The sequence below is a fragment of the Geomesophilobacter sediminis genome (genome assembly GCF_016458275.1).
Taxonomy (GTDB): Bacteria; Desulfobacterota; Desulfuromonadia; order Geobacterales; family Geobacteraceae; genus Geomesophilobacter; species Geomesophilobacter sediminis.
Genome location: NZ_JAEMHM010000010.1, coordinates 159,256 through 174,597 on the forward strand (window position 1 = coordinate 159,256; position 15,342 = coordinate 174,597).

The 15,342-nt window shown below is 62.2% G+C and carries 8 protein-coding genes; 6 read left to right on the forward strand and 2 right to left on the reverse strand.

Annotated elements, in window-relative coordinates; translation table 11 throughout:
• Window positions 1-15 precede the first annotated feature (15 nt).
• The 6 genes from JFN93_RS13560 (at window position 16) to JFN93_RS13585 (ending at window position 6,309) form a co-directional block, all read left to right on the forward strand.
• Window positions 16-753: a tetratricopeptide repeat protein gene (locus JFN93_RS13560; protein WP_199384630.1), complete on the forward strand. Its 738-nt coding sequence runs from the start codon at window positions 16-18 to the stop codon at window positions 751-753.
• 201 nt (window positions 754-954) lie between these two features.
• The gene (locus JFN93_RS13565) at window positions 955-2,250 is read left to right on the forward strand and encodes a hypothetical protein (RefSeq protein WP_199384631.1); all 1,296 of its coding nucleotides are present in this window, start codon (window positions 955-957) and stop codon (window positions 2,248-2,250) included.
• Window positions 2,251-2,614: 364 nt separating this feature from the next.
• Complete coding sequence (locus JFN93_RS13570) at window positions 2,615-3,076, forward strand: single-stranded DNA-binding protein (RefSeq protein WP_199384632.1); 462 nt, start codon at window positions 2,615-2,617, stop codon at window positions 3,074-3,076.
• An 845-nt stretch (window positions 3,077-3,921) separates the two neighbouring features.
• The gene (locus tag JFN93_RS13575) at window positions 3,922-4,587 is read left to right on the forward strand and encodes a hypothetical protein (RefSeq protein ID WP_199384633.1); all 666 of its coding nucleotides are present in this window, start codon (window positions 3,922-3,924) and stop codon (window positions 4,585-4,587) included.
• A 230-nt stretch (window positions 4,588-4,817) separates the two neighbouring features.
• On the forward strand, window positions 4,818-5,729 hold the full coding sequence (locus tag JFN93_RS13580) for a pseudouridine synthase (protein ID WP_199384634.1): 912 nt from the start codon (window positions 4,818-4,820) through the stop codon (window positions 5,727-5,729).
• Window positions 5,730-5,994: 265 nt separating this feature from the next.
• The gene (locus JFN93_RS13585; RefSeq protein WP_199384635.1) at window positions 5,995-6,309 is read left to right on the forward strand and encodes a PilZ domain-containing protein; all 315 of its coding nucleotides are present in this window, start codon (window positions 5,995-5,997) and stop codon (window positions 6,307-6,309) included.
• 425 nt (window positions 6,310-6,734) lie between these two features.
• Here the strand turns inward: JFN93_RS13585 and JFN93_RS13590 are convergent, their stop codons facing one another.
• Both JFN93_RS13590 and JFN93_RS13595 read right to left on the reverse strand, forming a co-directional pair.
• Window positions 6,735-10,142 carry a DUF4082 domain-containing protein gene (locus JFN93_RS13590; RefSeq protein WP_199384636.1) on the reverse strand — a complete coding sequence of 1,136 codons (3,408 nt, stop codon included), beginning with the start codon at window positions 10,140-10,142 and terminating at the stop codon, window positions 6,735-6,737.
• 426 nt (window positions 10,143-10,568) lie between these two features.
• The gene (locus JFN93_RS13595) at window positions 10,569-14,918 is read right to left on the reverse strand and encodes a DUF4082 domain-containing protein (RefSeq protein WP_199384637.1); all 4,350 of its coding nucleotides are present in this window, start codon (window positions 14,916-14,918) and stop codon (window positions 10,569-10,571) included.
• Window positions 14,919-15,342 lie beyond the last annotated feature (424 nt).

A 15,342-nucleotide genomic window follows, 5' to 3' on the forward strand; every position in this document is an offset into this window, starting at 1 on the left:
GAAGCGGAGGCGCGGATGTCATTCTCCCCGATCTTAGCTTTGTTGCTCCTGGTTTTGATGTCGGCGCCGGCTTTAGCGGATGAAAGCGCGGGGTTGCCGCAAGAGCTGCGTGAGCTGCAAAGTGGCGCCGAGCAGGGGGACGCGGCAGCACAGCGAGTGCTGGGCAACCTCCTGCTTCAGGGCCAAGCGCTGCCGCGCGATCCGGCACGGGCGGCGTATTGGCTGGAAAGGGCCGCCAACGCCGGCGATCCGGTTGCGCAATACAATCTGGCAGTCATGTACGAGCGTGGGGACGGCATCATGCCGGACGTGGACCAAGCGCTGCGCTGGTACCGGCAGGCAGCCCGGCGGGGTAACGCGGGAGCGCAGCGGAACCTGGGCCATCTCTACCTACGCGGAGAAGGGGTTGCCGTGGACGTGGGCGAAGCGGGGCGGTGGTACTCCCAGGCCGCGGCGCAAGGGGACGCGATCTCCCAGTACAACCTTGGGCTCATGCACGAGCACGGTTTTGGCGTGGCCCAGGACTTAACCGCCGCGTTGGCCTGGTACCTGCGCGCCGCTGAGCAGGGGCATCCCCTGGCCCAGTGCAACCTGGGGAGCATGTACGCCCGGGGCGATGGAACGGGCCAGGACCTCGGCAAAGCCCGGTACTGGTACTCCCGCGCAGCAGAGCAGGGAGATGCCAAAGCGCAGAAGAACCTCCGCGTCCTTTCACAAGCCGCTGCCGGCTCAAAAGCCACTCTCACGAGATAACGCCCCCCCACCAATCGCCCCGGCCCGGTAGCTTGCGGACGCGGGCCGAATTTCGGACTGGTGGCGAAGGGGAGGCTGTTGGACTTAAGCATCCATGGAGGTCATCGGAAAGACGCAGGAAACTCAGTAAACCACGTTTGGAATCCGGGTAGACCCAACTGACCAGCCACCAAGCATGCCACTCAGAAGGAGGGAACGACCATGAAAGCAGGAAGTTTGTCATTGTCGGGCGTTGTCGGGCTGCTGTTTCTCTGCGGCGGCGCATGGGCCGCCCAGCCGGATAAACCACCGTGCGGGACCAGCGGCCCACTGAAAGGGACCGATCTCTCACCAGCGGCCTACAGCTATTCCGAGAGCAGCGCCGGCAATCAGACGGCTACCTTCACGGTCTCGTCGCCGCCGGTAGATTCCACCGGTGCCTGTGACGGATCACTTCCCCCGGTCTACGGTAACGGGGACAGTGGCTCTGAGATTTGGGTGGACGTCAAGGCAACGGAGGTTTACCCCTCCGGCGATTTGGTTCTGACCCCTGCCCAGCAGGCCTCGTTGCTGGCAGCTTTCTCCTTCGAACCGCCGTCATTTTTGCTGAACCAGCCGGGCCTCGGTAACCAGACGGTCGTCGTGAAGTTCACCAACATCGATCTCCCTCCCGGGCAGTACGACGTAAACATCCAGGCCAAAATGGTGATCCCGGTCCCGGAGAAGGGAATCGGGGTGGGACCAGTCAACAAGACGTTTACCGTTACGGTGCTGCCGCCGCAGCAGACGGCCCTGGATACTCTACCTCCCGAGGTCCAGATAATCGCCCCTTCCAGCGGAAAGTTCCTCCTCAACGCCCCCCTGCATCTGGAGTTCACTGCCTACGCCCCCTTGGAAAGCGGGGCAGGAACCGGGGTATGGGCAGCGCGGGCTTACAGTACCAGCTGTGCCGTAGCGAACCAGGTCAAACAGGACCTGAGCAAGGAGTTAACGGTTTACCCAACGCTCCCGGTCAATGCAGGCGTCACGGTCACTGCCACCGACGACACAAACGTCGGGGCAATCGGCACCTTCATGCTCTATGCTGAAGCTGACGATAACGCAACTCCCCAGTATCATACCGGAACCGAGATGACGTCCTTTACCGTCGGGGTCGGAATGACACTGTTGCCGCCGGTAAGTGTCGTTGGCCGCCAGTTCCCCACCGGCAGTACCGTTCCCATCAAGTGGGCCCTCACCGATGCAAACAGCGCCAACCTCTCTCCGTTTTCCAGCATCATCGTGACGGTGACCCCGCCATCGCCAGGCGTTCCGACCGAATACCTGGCCGGAGACGGAGCCGGCGCGATTAGATGGGAGGTCGACTCCAACGGGAAAGCCACTCAGTACCTGGTGAACTACCCGATTCCCAAGGATTTGTCGGGAACCTATACCGTCGCGATCTATGTTGAAGATATCTGCGGCGAGCCGGCAAAACAGGGAGAATTCCGGTTCACCGCCGTGAACAAGGGGAAGTAGCCGGGTAGGCGAGAAACAGGGGGGCCGCGACAAGCGGCCCTTTTTTTTGGGGAAATGTCTCTCAAAAGAGATCCGGCCTGATCCCCCCTTGATAATGAGGGATGGGGGATTTGCCCTTCTGATGGTGGCTCCCCCCCTCGACCGTGGCATGCTCGCATCTCGCCCGCCCCCCTTGAACAAGGGGGGCAGCGTCTTACCGACGAGCTCCGATCAGCTATGTGTGGTGCGGCTTTGCCGATCAACTTCTCCCCGGGATTTTTTCTTTGAGGTAGAGGCAAAGTAGGCTAAGATGTTGCGACTTCGGCGATCCTCCCGGATCGGCACTGATAATCATTACTACCGCACCAGCAAGGAGATACCGTATATGGCCAGTTTGAACAAAGTGATGCTCATCGGAAATCTGGGCAAGGACCCCGAAGTCCGCTACACCGCCGGCGGGACCGCCGTCGCCTCCTTTTCCGTCGCCACCTCGGAGAAGTTCAAGAACAAGAACGGCGAGTGGGAAGAAAAGACCGAGTGGCACAACGTGACCCTCTGGGCGCGGCTGGCCGAGATCGCCGGGGAATACCTTTCCAAAGGTAAGACCGTCTACATCGAGGGAAGGCTGCAGACCCGCAAATGGCAGGACAAGGACGGCAAGGACCGCTACACCACCGAGATCGTGGGCGAGAAGATGCAGATGCTCTCCGGCAAGGGTGAAGGCGGCCAGGGAGGCGGAGGCGGTGGCCGCCCCGCGGCACGCCCCAGCTCCCAGGGCCAGGGTTACGGCGGCGCCCCCCAGTACGAGGAGCCGACCTTCAACCCCGACGACGAGATCCCGTTCTAACGATACAAGAGAGACCGAACAACAAAGACGGCAGCCGAAACGGCTGCCGTTTTTGCGTTTTAACCACCTTCGTTGTCAACTGCGTAGGCCTGCCCCCGCCCGCACCACTTCATCGGCGATCAGGAGCGGCAGGCAGCTGCCTGTCTTTAAAGCGGTGTCGTCCGGTTCACTCGTCCTCGCAAGTGCACGGGGTCCCCCTGCAGATGCTCGGGGACCTGTTGCCGATGCACGTGGTCCACCTGCAAGTACAAAGGGACCATCGGCAAGAATTTGGGGACCATCTGCGGGAACAACGAGACCACCTGCAAGTGCACGGGGTCCCTCTGCGGATGCTCGGGGACCTGTTGCCGATGCACGTGGTCCACCTGCAAGTACTGAGGGACCATCGGCAAGAATTCGGGGACCATCTGCGGGAACAACGAGACCACCTGCAAGTGCACGGGGTCCCTCTGCGGATGCTCAGGGACCTGTTGCCGATGCACGTGGTCCACCTGCAAGTACTGAGGGACCATCGGCAAGAATTCGGGGACCATCTGCGAAAACAACGAGACCACCTGCAAGTGCACGGGGTCCCTCTGCGGATGCTCGGGGACCTGTTGCCGATGCACGTGGTCCACCTGCAAGTACTGAGGGACCATCGGCAAGAATTCGGGGACCATCGGCAAGAACTTGGAGACCATCCGCGAACGCAACGAGCCCCTCTGCAAACGCAAGAGGTACCGCTACGGCTGCCGAAATGAGGATGGTGGTCGAAGCATTTTAATTTCGTCGGTATTGAATCGAGGTTTTGTTGGGGTATCTTATCAGGCATCGTCATCATTAACCTACGCCAATGGAGGATCGCAATGACAGATGTTCTTGATTTTCTCGACCTGAACTTTTCCCGCTTTGCCCACGACAATCTGCACATGCGCGGAGGGAGCATCGCCGACCTTTTGATGGTTCACCCGGTGTTCCTAGAGCAATTACCTGAGGTCGTGGTCCCTCCGCAAGAGATCAAGCAGTTGGCCATCAAGTTCAGGGACCTGGTGAACGCGGCCGCCAAAGGGGGCAGCGACCGGATCGTCGAACGCAACCAGGCGCGGGAGGAGCTGATCATTGCCCTCACGATAGCCGGACATTACCTCGAGATGGTGGCGGTAAAAAGAAACGACCTGACCCTCCTGGAAAACAGCGGTTTCCGCATGAAGAGCAGGTACGGTGCCCGGACGATCAGCACCGACCGGGAGCCCGAACACGTCCCGGTCATCACCAAGGTGAAGCGGGGCAAGAAATCCGGTTCCTTTGTGGTCCAGGCGAAGAGGCACCCGGGGCGGGTCGTGTACGTTTTGTCCGTCTCTACCGGGGACCCGGTCGATGAATCGTCCTACCGCGAATTGGGGCACTTCCTCCAGTGTCAAAACGAGTTCAACGGTTACGAGGCAGCGACCAAGCTGAATTTGCGGCTGCAGTACGACATCAATGGCAACCGCAGTGACTGGTCGGCCCCGGTCACCTATATCGTGACCTGAACCCTCGATGTCGGCCCCTCCGGCAACTCCGGAGGACCAAAGAGAGTGCCAAAGGGATCAAGTCTCTACGATTGGCGTTTTGGTGACGAAAAGCGAGAGGACAACAAAAGACGGCAGCCGAAAGGTCTGCCGTCTTTTTTGTTCGGGCCGCCGCTCTTTTGCGCTCGGCGGCGAGCGCCAAATGGGGTATGGTGTCTCTACTTTCCCCACTTCATAGTCCAGGAGTACCCATGGGCATCGCGCCCGTCGCTTCGAAAATAACCCTCCCTGAGCGGGAAAGACCCTATCCGTCCCTGCTCGAATTCCTGCGGGAGCGGTTTCCCCGGGTTCCGGGGGAGATCTGGGACCGGCGCCTGGCGGAAGGAAAGCTGCTCGACGAAGATGGCCGTCCCGTCGGCCCCGGCTTCAGCTACCAGCCCCAACGGACCATCTACTATTTCCGCGAGGTGGCGGAGGAGCGGGTTATCCCGTTCTCCGAGGAGATCATTTACCGGGACGAGCATCTTCTGGTCTGCTGCAAACCGCATTTTCTCCCGATGACCCCGACCGGGAGGTTCGCGGAGCAGTGCCTGCTCTCCCGGCTCCAAAGACGGACCGGCCTGGCGCACCTGGCGCCGCTGCACCGGCTCGACCGGGCTACCGCCGGTGTCGTCATGTTCTCCACCGACCCGACAACCGCCAAGCTCTACAGCAGGCTGTTTTTCCATGGAAAGATCCGCAAGCAGTACCATGCGGTCGCGCCGGCCCCGAAGCAGGACGGGGAGAGTTCCTGGCGGGTCGAAAACCGGATCGAACCCGGGGAGCCGTGGTTTAGGATGCGTGTGGTGCCGGGAGCGCCCAACTCCGTCTCCCGCATCGAGGTCGTGGAACGACAGGGCGATCTGGCGCTTTTCCGGTTGAGCCCGCTGACCGGTAAGACGCATCAACTCCGCCTGCACATGAGCGGGCTCGGGTTTCCCATCCTGAACGACCGGCTCTACCCCGACCTTTTGCCGCAACAGGAGGACGACTTCGAGCGCCCCCTGCAGCTGCTGGCCCATACCCTTTCCTTTGAGGACCCGTTATCGGGGGTGGAGCGGGAGTTCGTTTCGACCCGCCGGCTTTGCGCCGCAATCCCGACGAGCCGCAGTCATCCCCTTTGAAGAGCCGCAAGTTCAAAGGTTGGAGCTGACGTCCGTGCCTTGCCATATCTTGCACAGCAATGACATCTACCCGCTGTTCCCCCCTCCGCTGCTTAGCATCCCATCCTCGATGGTTCTGTATTCACCAGCGATGCCACCTTCCACCAGCGCGGCCGGAGAACCGGAGGCGGCACATCCTCGCCCCACACTCAAAGAAAAAATTTAACTTTTTTCCGGAGCTGCCGAAAGACACTTATGCAGGGAAACGATACTCAAGGAGAAGATCGTGAACAACAGAAAACACGAGCGGACTGACTGCCAAACGGAAGCGACGATTCACTACCAGGGTGAAGACATAAAAGGTGTCGTGGAAAACTTGAGCCTGAAGGGGCTGTTCGTCAAAACGGACCAGAAGATCAACGTGGACGAGCAGGTTGGTATTTCGGTCCACTTCTACGGTGCCGACGCCGATCTCTCCTTCAATCTCCAGGCTACCGTCGTCCGGGCCGCCGAAAACGGTCTCGGTTTCGGGTTCCAGAAGATCGACATCGATTCCCTCGCTCTCCAGAAAAAAGAACCGGCCCTGCAAGCACCGGCCTGACCTCCTTTTCAGTCTTACCAGATGTGCTCGCAAAAGACGGGAGTCGAAAGACTCCCGTCTTTTTTGTTTCGGAATTTCCCCCTGAAAGGGTGCCACTGCACGAAGGGTTGCGGCTGCCCGAGCAACATTCCTGTCGCGATCGTTCCTCTCGGAACGAATTAGGTAGCAGCCATACCCTGTGGGAGCGCCTTTCCAGGCGCGAACCGCCGAAGGCGGTGACAACGGCTGCCGGCACTTCGCACCTGGAAAAGACGCTCCCACCGTAAAATCGCGCTGAGACCCGTCCTTAATCCACTCGCTACCCCCCCCCTGGCGGCTTCGCCAAGGGTTTTCTCTTCCCTGACCTCCGGAAGGACTCCTGCAGACCAGCAAACCACGGCCGGCACCGGCTCTCTCAGCAACCGGGCCTGACCTCGGTGCCCCCCCTACTGCATGGAAACATCCACATAGTAGTTGGCGCGATTCCAGCTCTGGTTCGGGAAGCAGCTCGCGGTCCCGTAGCAGTAGACGCTACCGAGATTGGTGTCTCCGTCCACCGGAACGTGGAGCGGCGGAGCATCGACCGCTTTGGTGAAATACTGCTCGTCGGCACTGTAGTGCCCCACCTCGGTATGGTAGGAAATCACGTAGGTCTGGTTCGCGTTGATCTGGATCGCCGGCATGAAATAGACCTGCTGCCACCCGTACGCCGTTTCATCGGTGAAGGTCGCGGTAGCCAGGAGGTTCCCGCTGCTGTCCCAAAGGTTGCCGAAGTGGGTCCCGGTGTTGCCAAGGGCCTTGTAGAAACGAACCCCCGTGACTGTGCTGTTGAAGTCGCTTTTGAAGCGCACCCCCAGCTCAACCGGGCTGTCCCATCCCGAATCCGGCACCGCCGGAACCACCGAGGCGGACCAGATGGTGTTGGGTATGGTCATCGGCATGAAGGCGACGTCGACCCAGTAGTTGGTGCTGTTCCAGCTACGGTCCGGGAAGGTTCCGGCGGGGCCGTAGGCATAGACGCTGCCGAAACTGGCCATGCCGTCGGCAAGCGGATGCAGCGGCGGAATCTCCTGCCGCTCCGTGTCGAAGTAGTGGAGGTCGGCACTGTAGTGGCCTACCTCGGTATGATAGGAGGCAACGTAGGTGACGTTGGCCTGGATCTGGACCGGATAGCGGAAATCCACCTGCTGCCATCCCGTCGCGCTTTCGTTGGTGAAGGTTGCGGTGGCCAAAAGCTTCCCGCTGCTGTCCCACAGATTGCCCACGTGGGTTCCGGTGTTGCCGGCTCCCTTGTAAAAGCGGATCCCGGTAATGGTACCGTTCCAGTCGGAGCGGAATTTCACCCCGAGTTCCACCGCGCGGTCCGGTCCGGAGTCGGCCACCACCGGAGCAGTATCCGCCGACCAGATGCTGAACGGCTGGTTCACCTGGGTGACCACCGTGGCATCGGTCGCGGCGTCGTTAGCCGTGTTGACTTCACCGCCTCCCGACACGGAAACCGTGTTGATGACGGTAACCGGGGCATCTTTTGCCACGTTGACCCTGATGGTCACCGGGGGATAGCTCTGACCAGGGGAAAGCGGGTCGCTTCGGGTGCAGGATGCGGCGCTGTAGTTGCAGGTCCAACCGTCACCGTTGATCGCGGTAAGGCAGAGGCCGACCGGAAGCACATCGGCGATTTGAACCCGCTCGGTGGTCGGCGCGTTCCCCCGGTTGGTCACGGTAAGGGTATAGGCCAAACCGAGCTGCCCTTGCATGAAGTCCCCGATGTGGCTGCTGGTTACCGTCAAATCCGGGACTTCCATGGCCCGAACGGTCAAACTGCCCAACGAGCCGATAACCGACGGAGTCAAGGCGTCGGCTACCGTGATCGACTGAGTACCAGCGGTCAGGAAAATGACCGAAAAGGATCCTCTCCCGTTGGTAAGTACCACATCGGAAGGAAGGGTCGCCTGCGGATCGCTGCTGGTAAGGTGAATGGAGCCGTTATATCCCAATGCCACGGTGCCGGCATCGGTAAAGGCCGTCACCGCGAAGGTCGCTGCGGTTCCGGCCGTTATCTCGGCAAGACCGGATATCCCAAAGCCCGTTACCCCAAACCCCACAAAACTCTCGATTCTGTGGTTACCGTTATCGACGACGTAGATCTTGCTGCCGGCCGGGGTAACCGTCACCCCTACGGCTGCCAACATTTGCCCGTCGCCGCTTCCCGCCGAGCCCAAGGCTCCCACGAAATTGCCCACGGTATCGAATACCTGGACCGTTTGGCCGCCGGAGACGTACACGTTGCCGCACAGGTCAACGGCAACACCTTCCGGATGCGGTGAACTCCACTCGGCAAGAAAGTTCCCGTTTTGGTCCAGCTTCTGGATCTTGTTGTTTCCGGTGTCGGCTACGTAAAGATTCCCACGGTAATCGGTCCCTACGCCAACCGGGGATCTGAATTTCCCGGTGCCGGTGCCGGTGCCGCCCAGCGTGGCCAGGAGCCGCCCAGTGGGATCCAGTTCTTTAATCTGGCTGGGAGAGGTATCAACCACGTAGAGATTACCGTTGGGAGCCACGACGAGACCTGCGGCAGTCAACAAGTTGGCGTTCCATCTGGTCGCTAAGGTACCGTCGCTGCGATACTGGTAAATAAAACTGGCGTCGTTATCGGAGACGTAGATTTCACCACTGTGGCCGACCCCGATTCCCGTTGGAAAGATGAGGGTCCCGAACTGCTGCAGGAAACGGCCGGCGCTATCCAGCTTCTGGACCCAACCATACCAGCTGTCGGTGACATAGAGATTGCCGCTGAGATCCAAGGCGATGTCGATAGGGTTGCGGAAATACCCTGCGCCATAAAGGAAGCTGTCCCACTCGGCAAGAAAATCACCGCCGGCGGTGAAGAACTGGATCCTGTCGTTACCGGTGTCGGCGACCACGACCTTCCCCGTGCTGTCAATGGCAATTCCACGGGCCGCATTGAACTGCCCGGGCATCAAGCCGCCAGGCCTCCCCGAGCCGAACGTCCCCCACGAGCGCAGGTAGGTGCCGGAGCTACTGAATACGGTGACCCACGTAGCGACGACATAGACATCACCCTGCCGGTCGATGGCGAGCGCCTGCGGGTTGCTGCTGAACTGATCCGCAGCGGACCCCTGGCTTCCCCACTGACCAAGGTAGTTCCCGCTCGAATCGAAATACTGGATACGGTAGTTCCCGGTGTCGACGACGTAGACCTTACCGCTGGCATCGATCGCTACATCGGCGGGAAACCTGAATTGCCCGTTCCCGGTGCCGAAGGTCCCCCACTGGCTGAGAAAGGTCCCTGCATTGGTGAACTTCTGAATCCTCGCGTTCCTGCTGTCCGCGACATAGACATCACCTGCCGAATCGATAGCGATCCCTTCGGGTTGGTTGAATTGGCCGCTGTCGCTGCCTGGGCCCCCCCACTGGATCAGGAACCTGCCATTGGCGTCGAATTTCTGAACCCGGTGGTTGAATTCGTCGGTCACGTAGAGATACCCCGCAGGATCGACCGCGATATGGCACGGACTGGCAAACGCTCCGCTCCCCGAGCCGGGGCTTCCCCACTGCAGCAGCAGTTTGCCGGTGCTGTCATACTTTTGGATGCGGTTGTTCTGGGAGTCGACCACATAGTAGTTGCCGTCGCTATCGACCGCTACGCCGGAAGGACCGAACAAGTACCCTCCGTTGGGCGTTGCGAAGAGAAAGTCTCCCGGTGCGGCTTGCGTCTTGCCGGCAGCCAGAATGATGCAGGCCGCCAGGGCGAGAAGTAGCCCAACCATCCATCGGCACAAAACATGGACCAAAGCTGAGGTGACCCGTGATGGAACTGTCTGTCTGAGCATGAAGGACCTCCTTTTCACGATTGTGTTCCCCCAGATGATGGGGGTGGCGAGAAGAGAGTGCGGAGAAGATCGACAGGGCGCGGTGCGCCGAAAGAGGAGATGACAGGTGATACTGCAGAGGGCGGTGCCCGTACTGTAGTAGGGTTACCGATTTGACACCATGCCGCACTCACGTTCTGGACACAAAGGCCGGGTCCGCCACGCGATTTGATCATGGGCAGCCCGGCCTCCTTTGTACTTACGCCAAAGCTTCCTGTTACTCAATGCAACCCAGCGACTATGTCGCATGAAGCAACTTGTCCGGAATCGAAAATTGAATTAAGTAAATTGTAATTAGAGAATTCACGATGTCAAAAACTACGATGGAGGGCGCCACAGACTGTTCCCGCACCGGGGATACCGTGGCGCCCCCCGCATCCGTCATCGTTACTGCGGCACGATTTCGATTGCCGCGAAGTTCCATCGGTCGCTGGAGGGCGCGGTGCAGGAGAGGGTAACGGACTCACCGGCCGAAGCCGTCGGCGCGCTGCGGTACTGAACCCAGAAGGTATCCCCCACCGGCGCCAGGTACTCGGTCAGCTCCACTTGGCCTGCCGCGACCGTCCGCGCAACGGCATGATCCCAGTCATCGCCCACGGCCCAGACGATCGAGCCCGCTCGGGTGCTGGCCAGGGTGATCGTCGGTGCACCGCTGGCGGCGCTGGCGCTGGCCGCCGCACCATTGACGGTCGAGCTTGCCCCCCGGAACGCAGCCACGGTGATCATGCCGCACGCGGCCGACGTCTGCCGTCGTGCGGTAACGGTGACGTTGGTGAGCGCCGTTGTCGCCCGTGCCGTCCAGATCTCGGCGGTTCCCGCCTGGCCATTGGCCCGGGCCTGCAGGGTCCAGGTGAGGCTGCCGCCGGAGACGGAGGATATCAGCTGGCTCCCCGCACGATTGGGACCATCGGAGGCGATGAAGGCGACCAGGAACTCGTTCGGCTGAGCGGTGGAGAACCGGGGCGAAGTGATGGTGGTGGTTCTGTTGGACTGTTTGGTCGTGACGGCGACGTCGAGTACCGGAGCCGACGACGCCGCTGGGGTGGTGACGGTGGCCGATGTGGAATCGGCCGACACGTTGCCCGTCGCATCATAGGCCCGGACCGTGTAGCTGTAAGCGGTAGCCGGTGCCGCGGTCGCGTCGACATAGCTTGTGGTTGCACTGGTACCGATCTGGACACCGCCGCGCAGGATGCGGTAACCGGCAACCCCGATGACGTCGGTCGATGCGGTCCAGGCGAGGTTGACCACGGTCGCCGAGGCCGCGCTGGCGGTCAGTCCGGTCGGCACGGTAGGCGGCGTCAGGTCCACGATGACGGAAGCGCTGCGCGAGGCCGAGACGTTACCGGCGGCATCGGTCGCCCAGGCGTACAGGGTTTTCCTTCCTTCCGAGGCAAAGCTATACGCTGTCGGCGCGGTTATGCTCCAGGCAGCGCCTGGTGCGGGGCGGGTCGCCGACTCGGTGACGAGGTAGCCGGTGACGCCGATGTTGTCGGTCGCGGTGAACGAAGAGATCGCGACGGTGTACGAGCCGGAGGTGCCCGGGACGGTGAAGGCGGTGACGGTCGGCGCCGTCGTATCGGGAACGCTCACTACGACCTGCCCGGAAAGCGGCTGCGACACGTTACCCACCGTGTCTTTGGCCCAGGCGTAGAGGGTCTTGTTTCCCGCCGAAGCGAAGGTAAAGGAGGCCGGAGCCGCGGCACTCCATCCGGCCGCGTTCGCCGCCGGCGGGGTGGCCGATTCGGTGACCAGGTAGCCGGAGATCCCGATGTTGTCGGCGGCGGTGAAGGTGGTGATCGGCACCGTCAGGGAGGTGGCACTGGCCGGGAGGGTGAACGCGGTGACCGTCGGCACGGTGGCATCGACGAGCACGGTGGCGCTGCGGCCGGCCGAGACGTTTCCGGCGGCGTCCTTGGCCCAGGCGTAAAGAGTCTGGCTCCCCTGGGTGGTGAAGGTATAGGAGGTGGGCGCGCTGAGACTCCACCCGGCCGCGTCGGGCGACGGGACAGCGGCCGAGCCGGTAACCAGGAAGCCGGTTACCCCGACGTTGTCGGTCGCCGCAATGGATAGGGCAACGGTCAGCGAGGTCGAACTGGCCGGCAGCGTGAATGCCGTCACGGTCGGCGCCGTGGTATCGGCCGGGGGAACGGCCGAGTAGACCACGTCGACCCAGTAGTTGGCGCTGCGCCAGCTCTGGCTCGGGTAGCTGCTGTTGGTCCCGTAGGCATAGACGCCGTCCCCCCCGGCACTCCCGTCGGCCAGCGCATGCAGCGGCGGAGCATCCACCCCCTTGCCGGAAAAGAAGTACTGGTCGCAGCTGTAGTAACCGGCATTGGTATGGTAGGAGGCGACGTAGACGGTGCCGCCGGTTACCGGCACGGGGGTCGCGAAATTCACCTGCTGCCAACCGGAGGCGCCTTCACCGGTAAAGGTCGCGGTCGCCATCCGCGTACCGTTGGTGCTCCAGAGATTGGCCACGTGGGTGCCGGTGTTGCGGGCCGCCTTGTAATAGCGGATCCCCAGGACGTAGCCACTGGAGTCGGAGCGAAACTTCACCCCCAGTTCCACCGGGCTGTCCGGACCACTGTCCACGACCCCCGGGACGGCGCCGGCGGGCCAGATGGTCGAAAGCCCCGCCACGGCAATGCCGAACCCCTTCCGCGCCGTCTGCGCCGGGGTGCTCGCATCGGCGGCCTCTATGGTGAACGTGAAGCTCCCGGCGGCGGCAGGGGTGCCGGATAAGGTCCCTCTGCTCCGATCGAGGCTGAGCCCCGGGGGGAGCACTCCATCGGCCACCGACCAGGCGTACGGCAAAATCCCCCCGGTCGCGGCGAGGGTCGTCGCATAAGGCACGCCGAGTGTAGCTCCCGGCAGTACCGTCGTCGTAATGGCCAGCGGCTCGGCCTGGACCGTCAAGCTCGCCGTGCCGGTCACTCCCCCGAGGCTCGCCGTGATAGTGGCGGTCCCCGGCGCCACCCCGGTCACCAGGCCGGAAGCGTTGACGGTCGCGACCGCGTTGTCGGAAGAGGACCAGGCCGCCAGCGCGGTGACGTCGATGGGACCGTCATCGGGGAAGGTTCCCGTGGCTTGCAGTTGCAGCTTGGCGCCGGTGCTGAGGGCCTGGCCGGTCGGGGTAACGGCGATCGAGGCGACGGCCTGGGTAATCGCCACCGTTGTCCCGGCATCGTGGCGGATCCGCAGCACCTTCAGCGCCGGGTCGAAGGTCCAGCCCGCCGCGGTCAGGTCGGAGCGCTGCGGCAAAGAAACGCCGTCGGCGCTCACCGAAACGGGCATGGATATGGTGCGCAGCACCTCGGTCGAGGCGGGATCCGCGGTGGTGTAGGTGATCGACAGCGGCGCGTAAGTCACACTTTTCACGACGGAAGTTGAGCGCAACAGGTGGTTGACGCCGGCCGGCGCCCATTCGGGAACCGCCCCCATCGCGGTCAGGAAATGGCGGACGTAATCGCCGTACCCGTCGGTGAACCACTGGGTGTTCACCTCCGGCCCGTCGATGACGACGCCGCTGGGGCGCGCCATGTAGGTGGCCCAGTTCAGGGCGCGGTATCCCTTTTCCCGGGCCGCCGGATCGGCGGTCTTTTCATAGAGAAGCGCATTGACCGAGGCATAGCGGGAGGTGTGGCTTCCCATCGGGTGCCAGAACAGGGCCTGCTCGGAAATGGTCGTCGCCCCGTAGGCGGGGACGCCGAAGGTGGTCTCGACCCAGGAGATAATGCCCCTTACCTTGGTTTCCCAGGACGAATCGAACTCGGGATGCTCCAGGAGATAGCGGGCGGTCATCAGCGCGTTGTAGTTGTTCACATTGGTGGTGTCGGAGCGGAGCGCCATGTCCTCGAAATAGTTCGCCCAGACGTTGTTCTGCATCGGGTAGGTCATCAGCCAGGTCCAGGCGGTCTGCCGGGCCGTTGCGTAAGCCGCGGTGTTTCCCAACCCCAGGCCGATCAGTCCGTCGAAGAGGGCGATCGGGCCGATGACGTCGGCGCAGTACTCCTCGCGTACCGTCCCGCTTTGGGCATAGACGCGGAAAGGCCACGGGGACTGGGTGGCGTTTCCGGCCCGTACGTGCGCCGCCAGGGCATCGGCCGCCGCGACGGCAGCGTCGCGAAACCTCGTGTTGCCGTCGAAACGATACAGCTGCAGCCAGGCCGCCCCCATCTCCCCGAGCTTGTCCGGTTCGATGGCGCCGGTGCCGTCCCCGATCCCGCTCGTGTCACCGTAGGAGGCCCCACGATAGGTGAGCGAGCCCGAGTCGCCGCTGGCATAGGGGACGTTGGCCCAGGCCCAGCCGGCGGTGGTCATGCCATGGTCCAGAAGTGCCGTCGCCACGTTTTCGGCAAGCTGCACCGGCCCCAGATCCCCCGAGTACGCGTAGTACTTCAGGGCCGACTCGACCAGCATGGCGTACATCCCCGCCGGGTTGCTGGGCCAGTTGATCGCCTGCTGGGTATCCGGGTAGAGATCGCTGCGGCTGTAGTACATCGGCATGCCGGTGGCCGGATCGTTGGGAACGCTGTGCACCAGGTAGTTCCAGGCAAGCCGGGTGACCTCGTCGTAGCCCAGGGCCGGATCGGTGCTCCAGGGGACGATCGCCCCGCTGCCGTCCAGTACCACGTTGTGCCCGTTCAGGACATCGCCCCGGGCGGGGAGCGCGCTGAGCGCTCCTGTCAGCAGCGCGAAGATGATCCCCAGCAAAAATAACGTTCTGACCGTCATGTCACACCCCCTCATCGGGCACCGAAAGTGCCCGATGATTGTCCTGTTGCAGGTACACTGCTGCCGGAGCGGCCCATGCCACCCGGGCGGGGCAGTCGGCACCGTGAAAACGTGCAAAGGCAGCGCTTCGCAATCTGGGGCTTTGGGTCCCCGGTGCGGAGCGGGCCTTCCCGCCGGGCTAGGCGCCTGCGCAATGGGAAGGAAAGTCGGAATACAGAGAGCTTGCTTTCGGGATAGGCCAATCGTGATACGGCAGAACTGCAGCGGGTTCGCGGAGCCAGGTACGGAGGTGGGAATCAGAGGTGTTGCTGGCGGGAAACGTGATTAGTGCGAGGTCAGGTATTGAAAGAATTTGTCCTGACCAAATGGCCGATCTCTTACGGGAAATTGTACCTCGCTTCGCGGGTGCCACAGGTTTCCCGGC

Excerpts from the sequence above, each read along its gene's own strand:
- JFN93_RS13560 (WP_199384630.1), top strand. The coding sequence starts at position 16 with ATGTCATTCTCCCCGATCTTAGCTTTGTTGCTCCTGGTTTTGATGTCG.
- JFN93_RS13565 (WP_199384631.1), top strand. The coding sequence starts at position 955 with ATGAAAGCAGGAAGTTTGTCATTGTCGGGCGTTGTCGGGCTGCTGTTT.
- JFN93_RS13570 (WP_199384632.1), top strand. The coding sequence starts at position 2,615 with ATGGCCAGTTTGAACAAAGTGATGCTCATCGGAAATCTGGGCAAGGAC.
- JFN93_RS13575 (WP_199384633.1), top strand. The coding sequence starts at position 3,922 with ATGACAGATGTTCTTGATTTTCTCGACCTGAACTTTTCCCGCTTTGCC.
- JFN93_RS13580 (WP_199384634.1), top strand. The coding sequence starts at position 4,818 with ATGGGCATCGCGCCCGTCGCTTCGAAAATAACCCTCCCTGAGCGGGAA.
- JFN93_RS13590 (WP_199384636.1), bottom strand. The coding sequence starts at position 10,142 with ATGCTCAGACAGACAGTTCCATCACGGGTCACCTCAGCTTTGGTCCAT.
- JFN93_RS13595 (WP_199384637.1), bottom strand. The coding sequence starts at position 14,918 with ATGACGGTCAGAACGTTATTTTTGCTGGGGATCATCTTCGCGCTGCTG.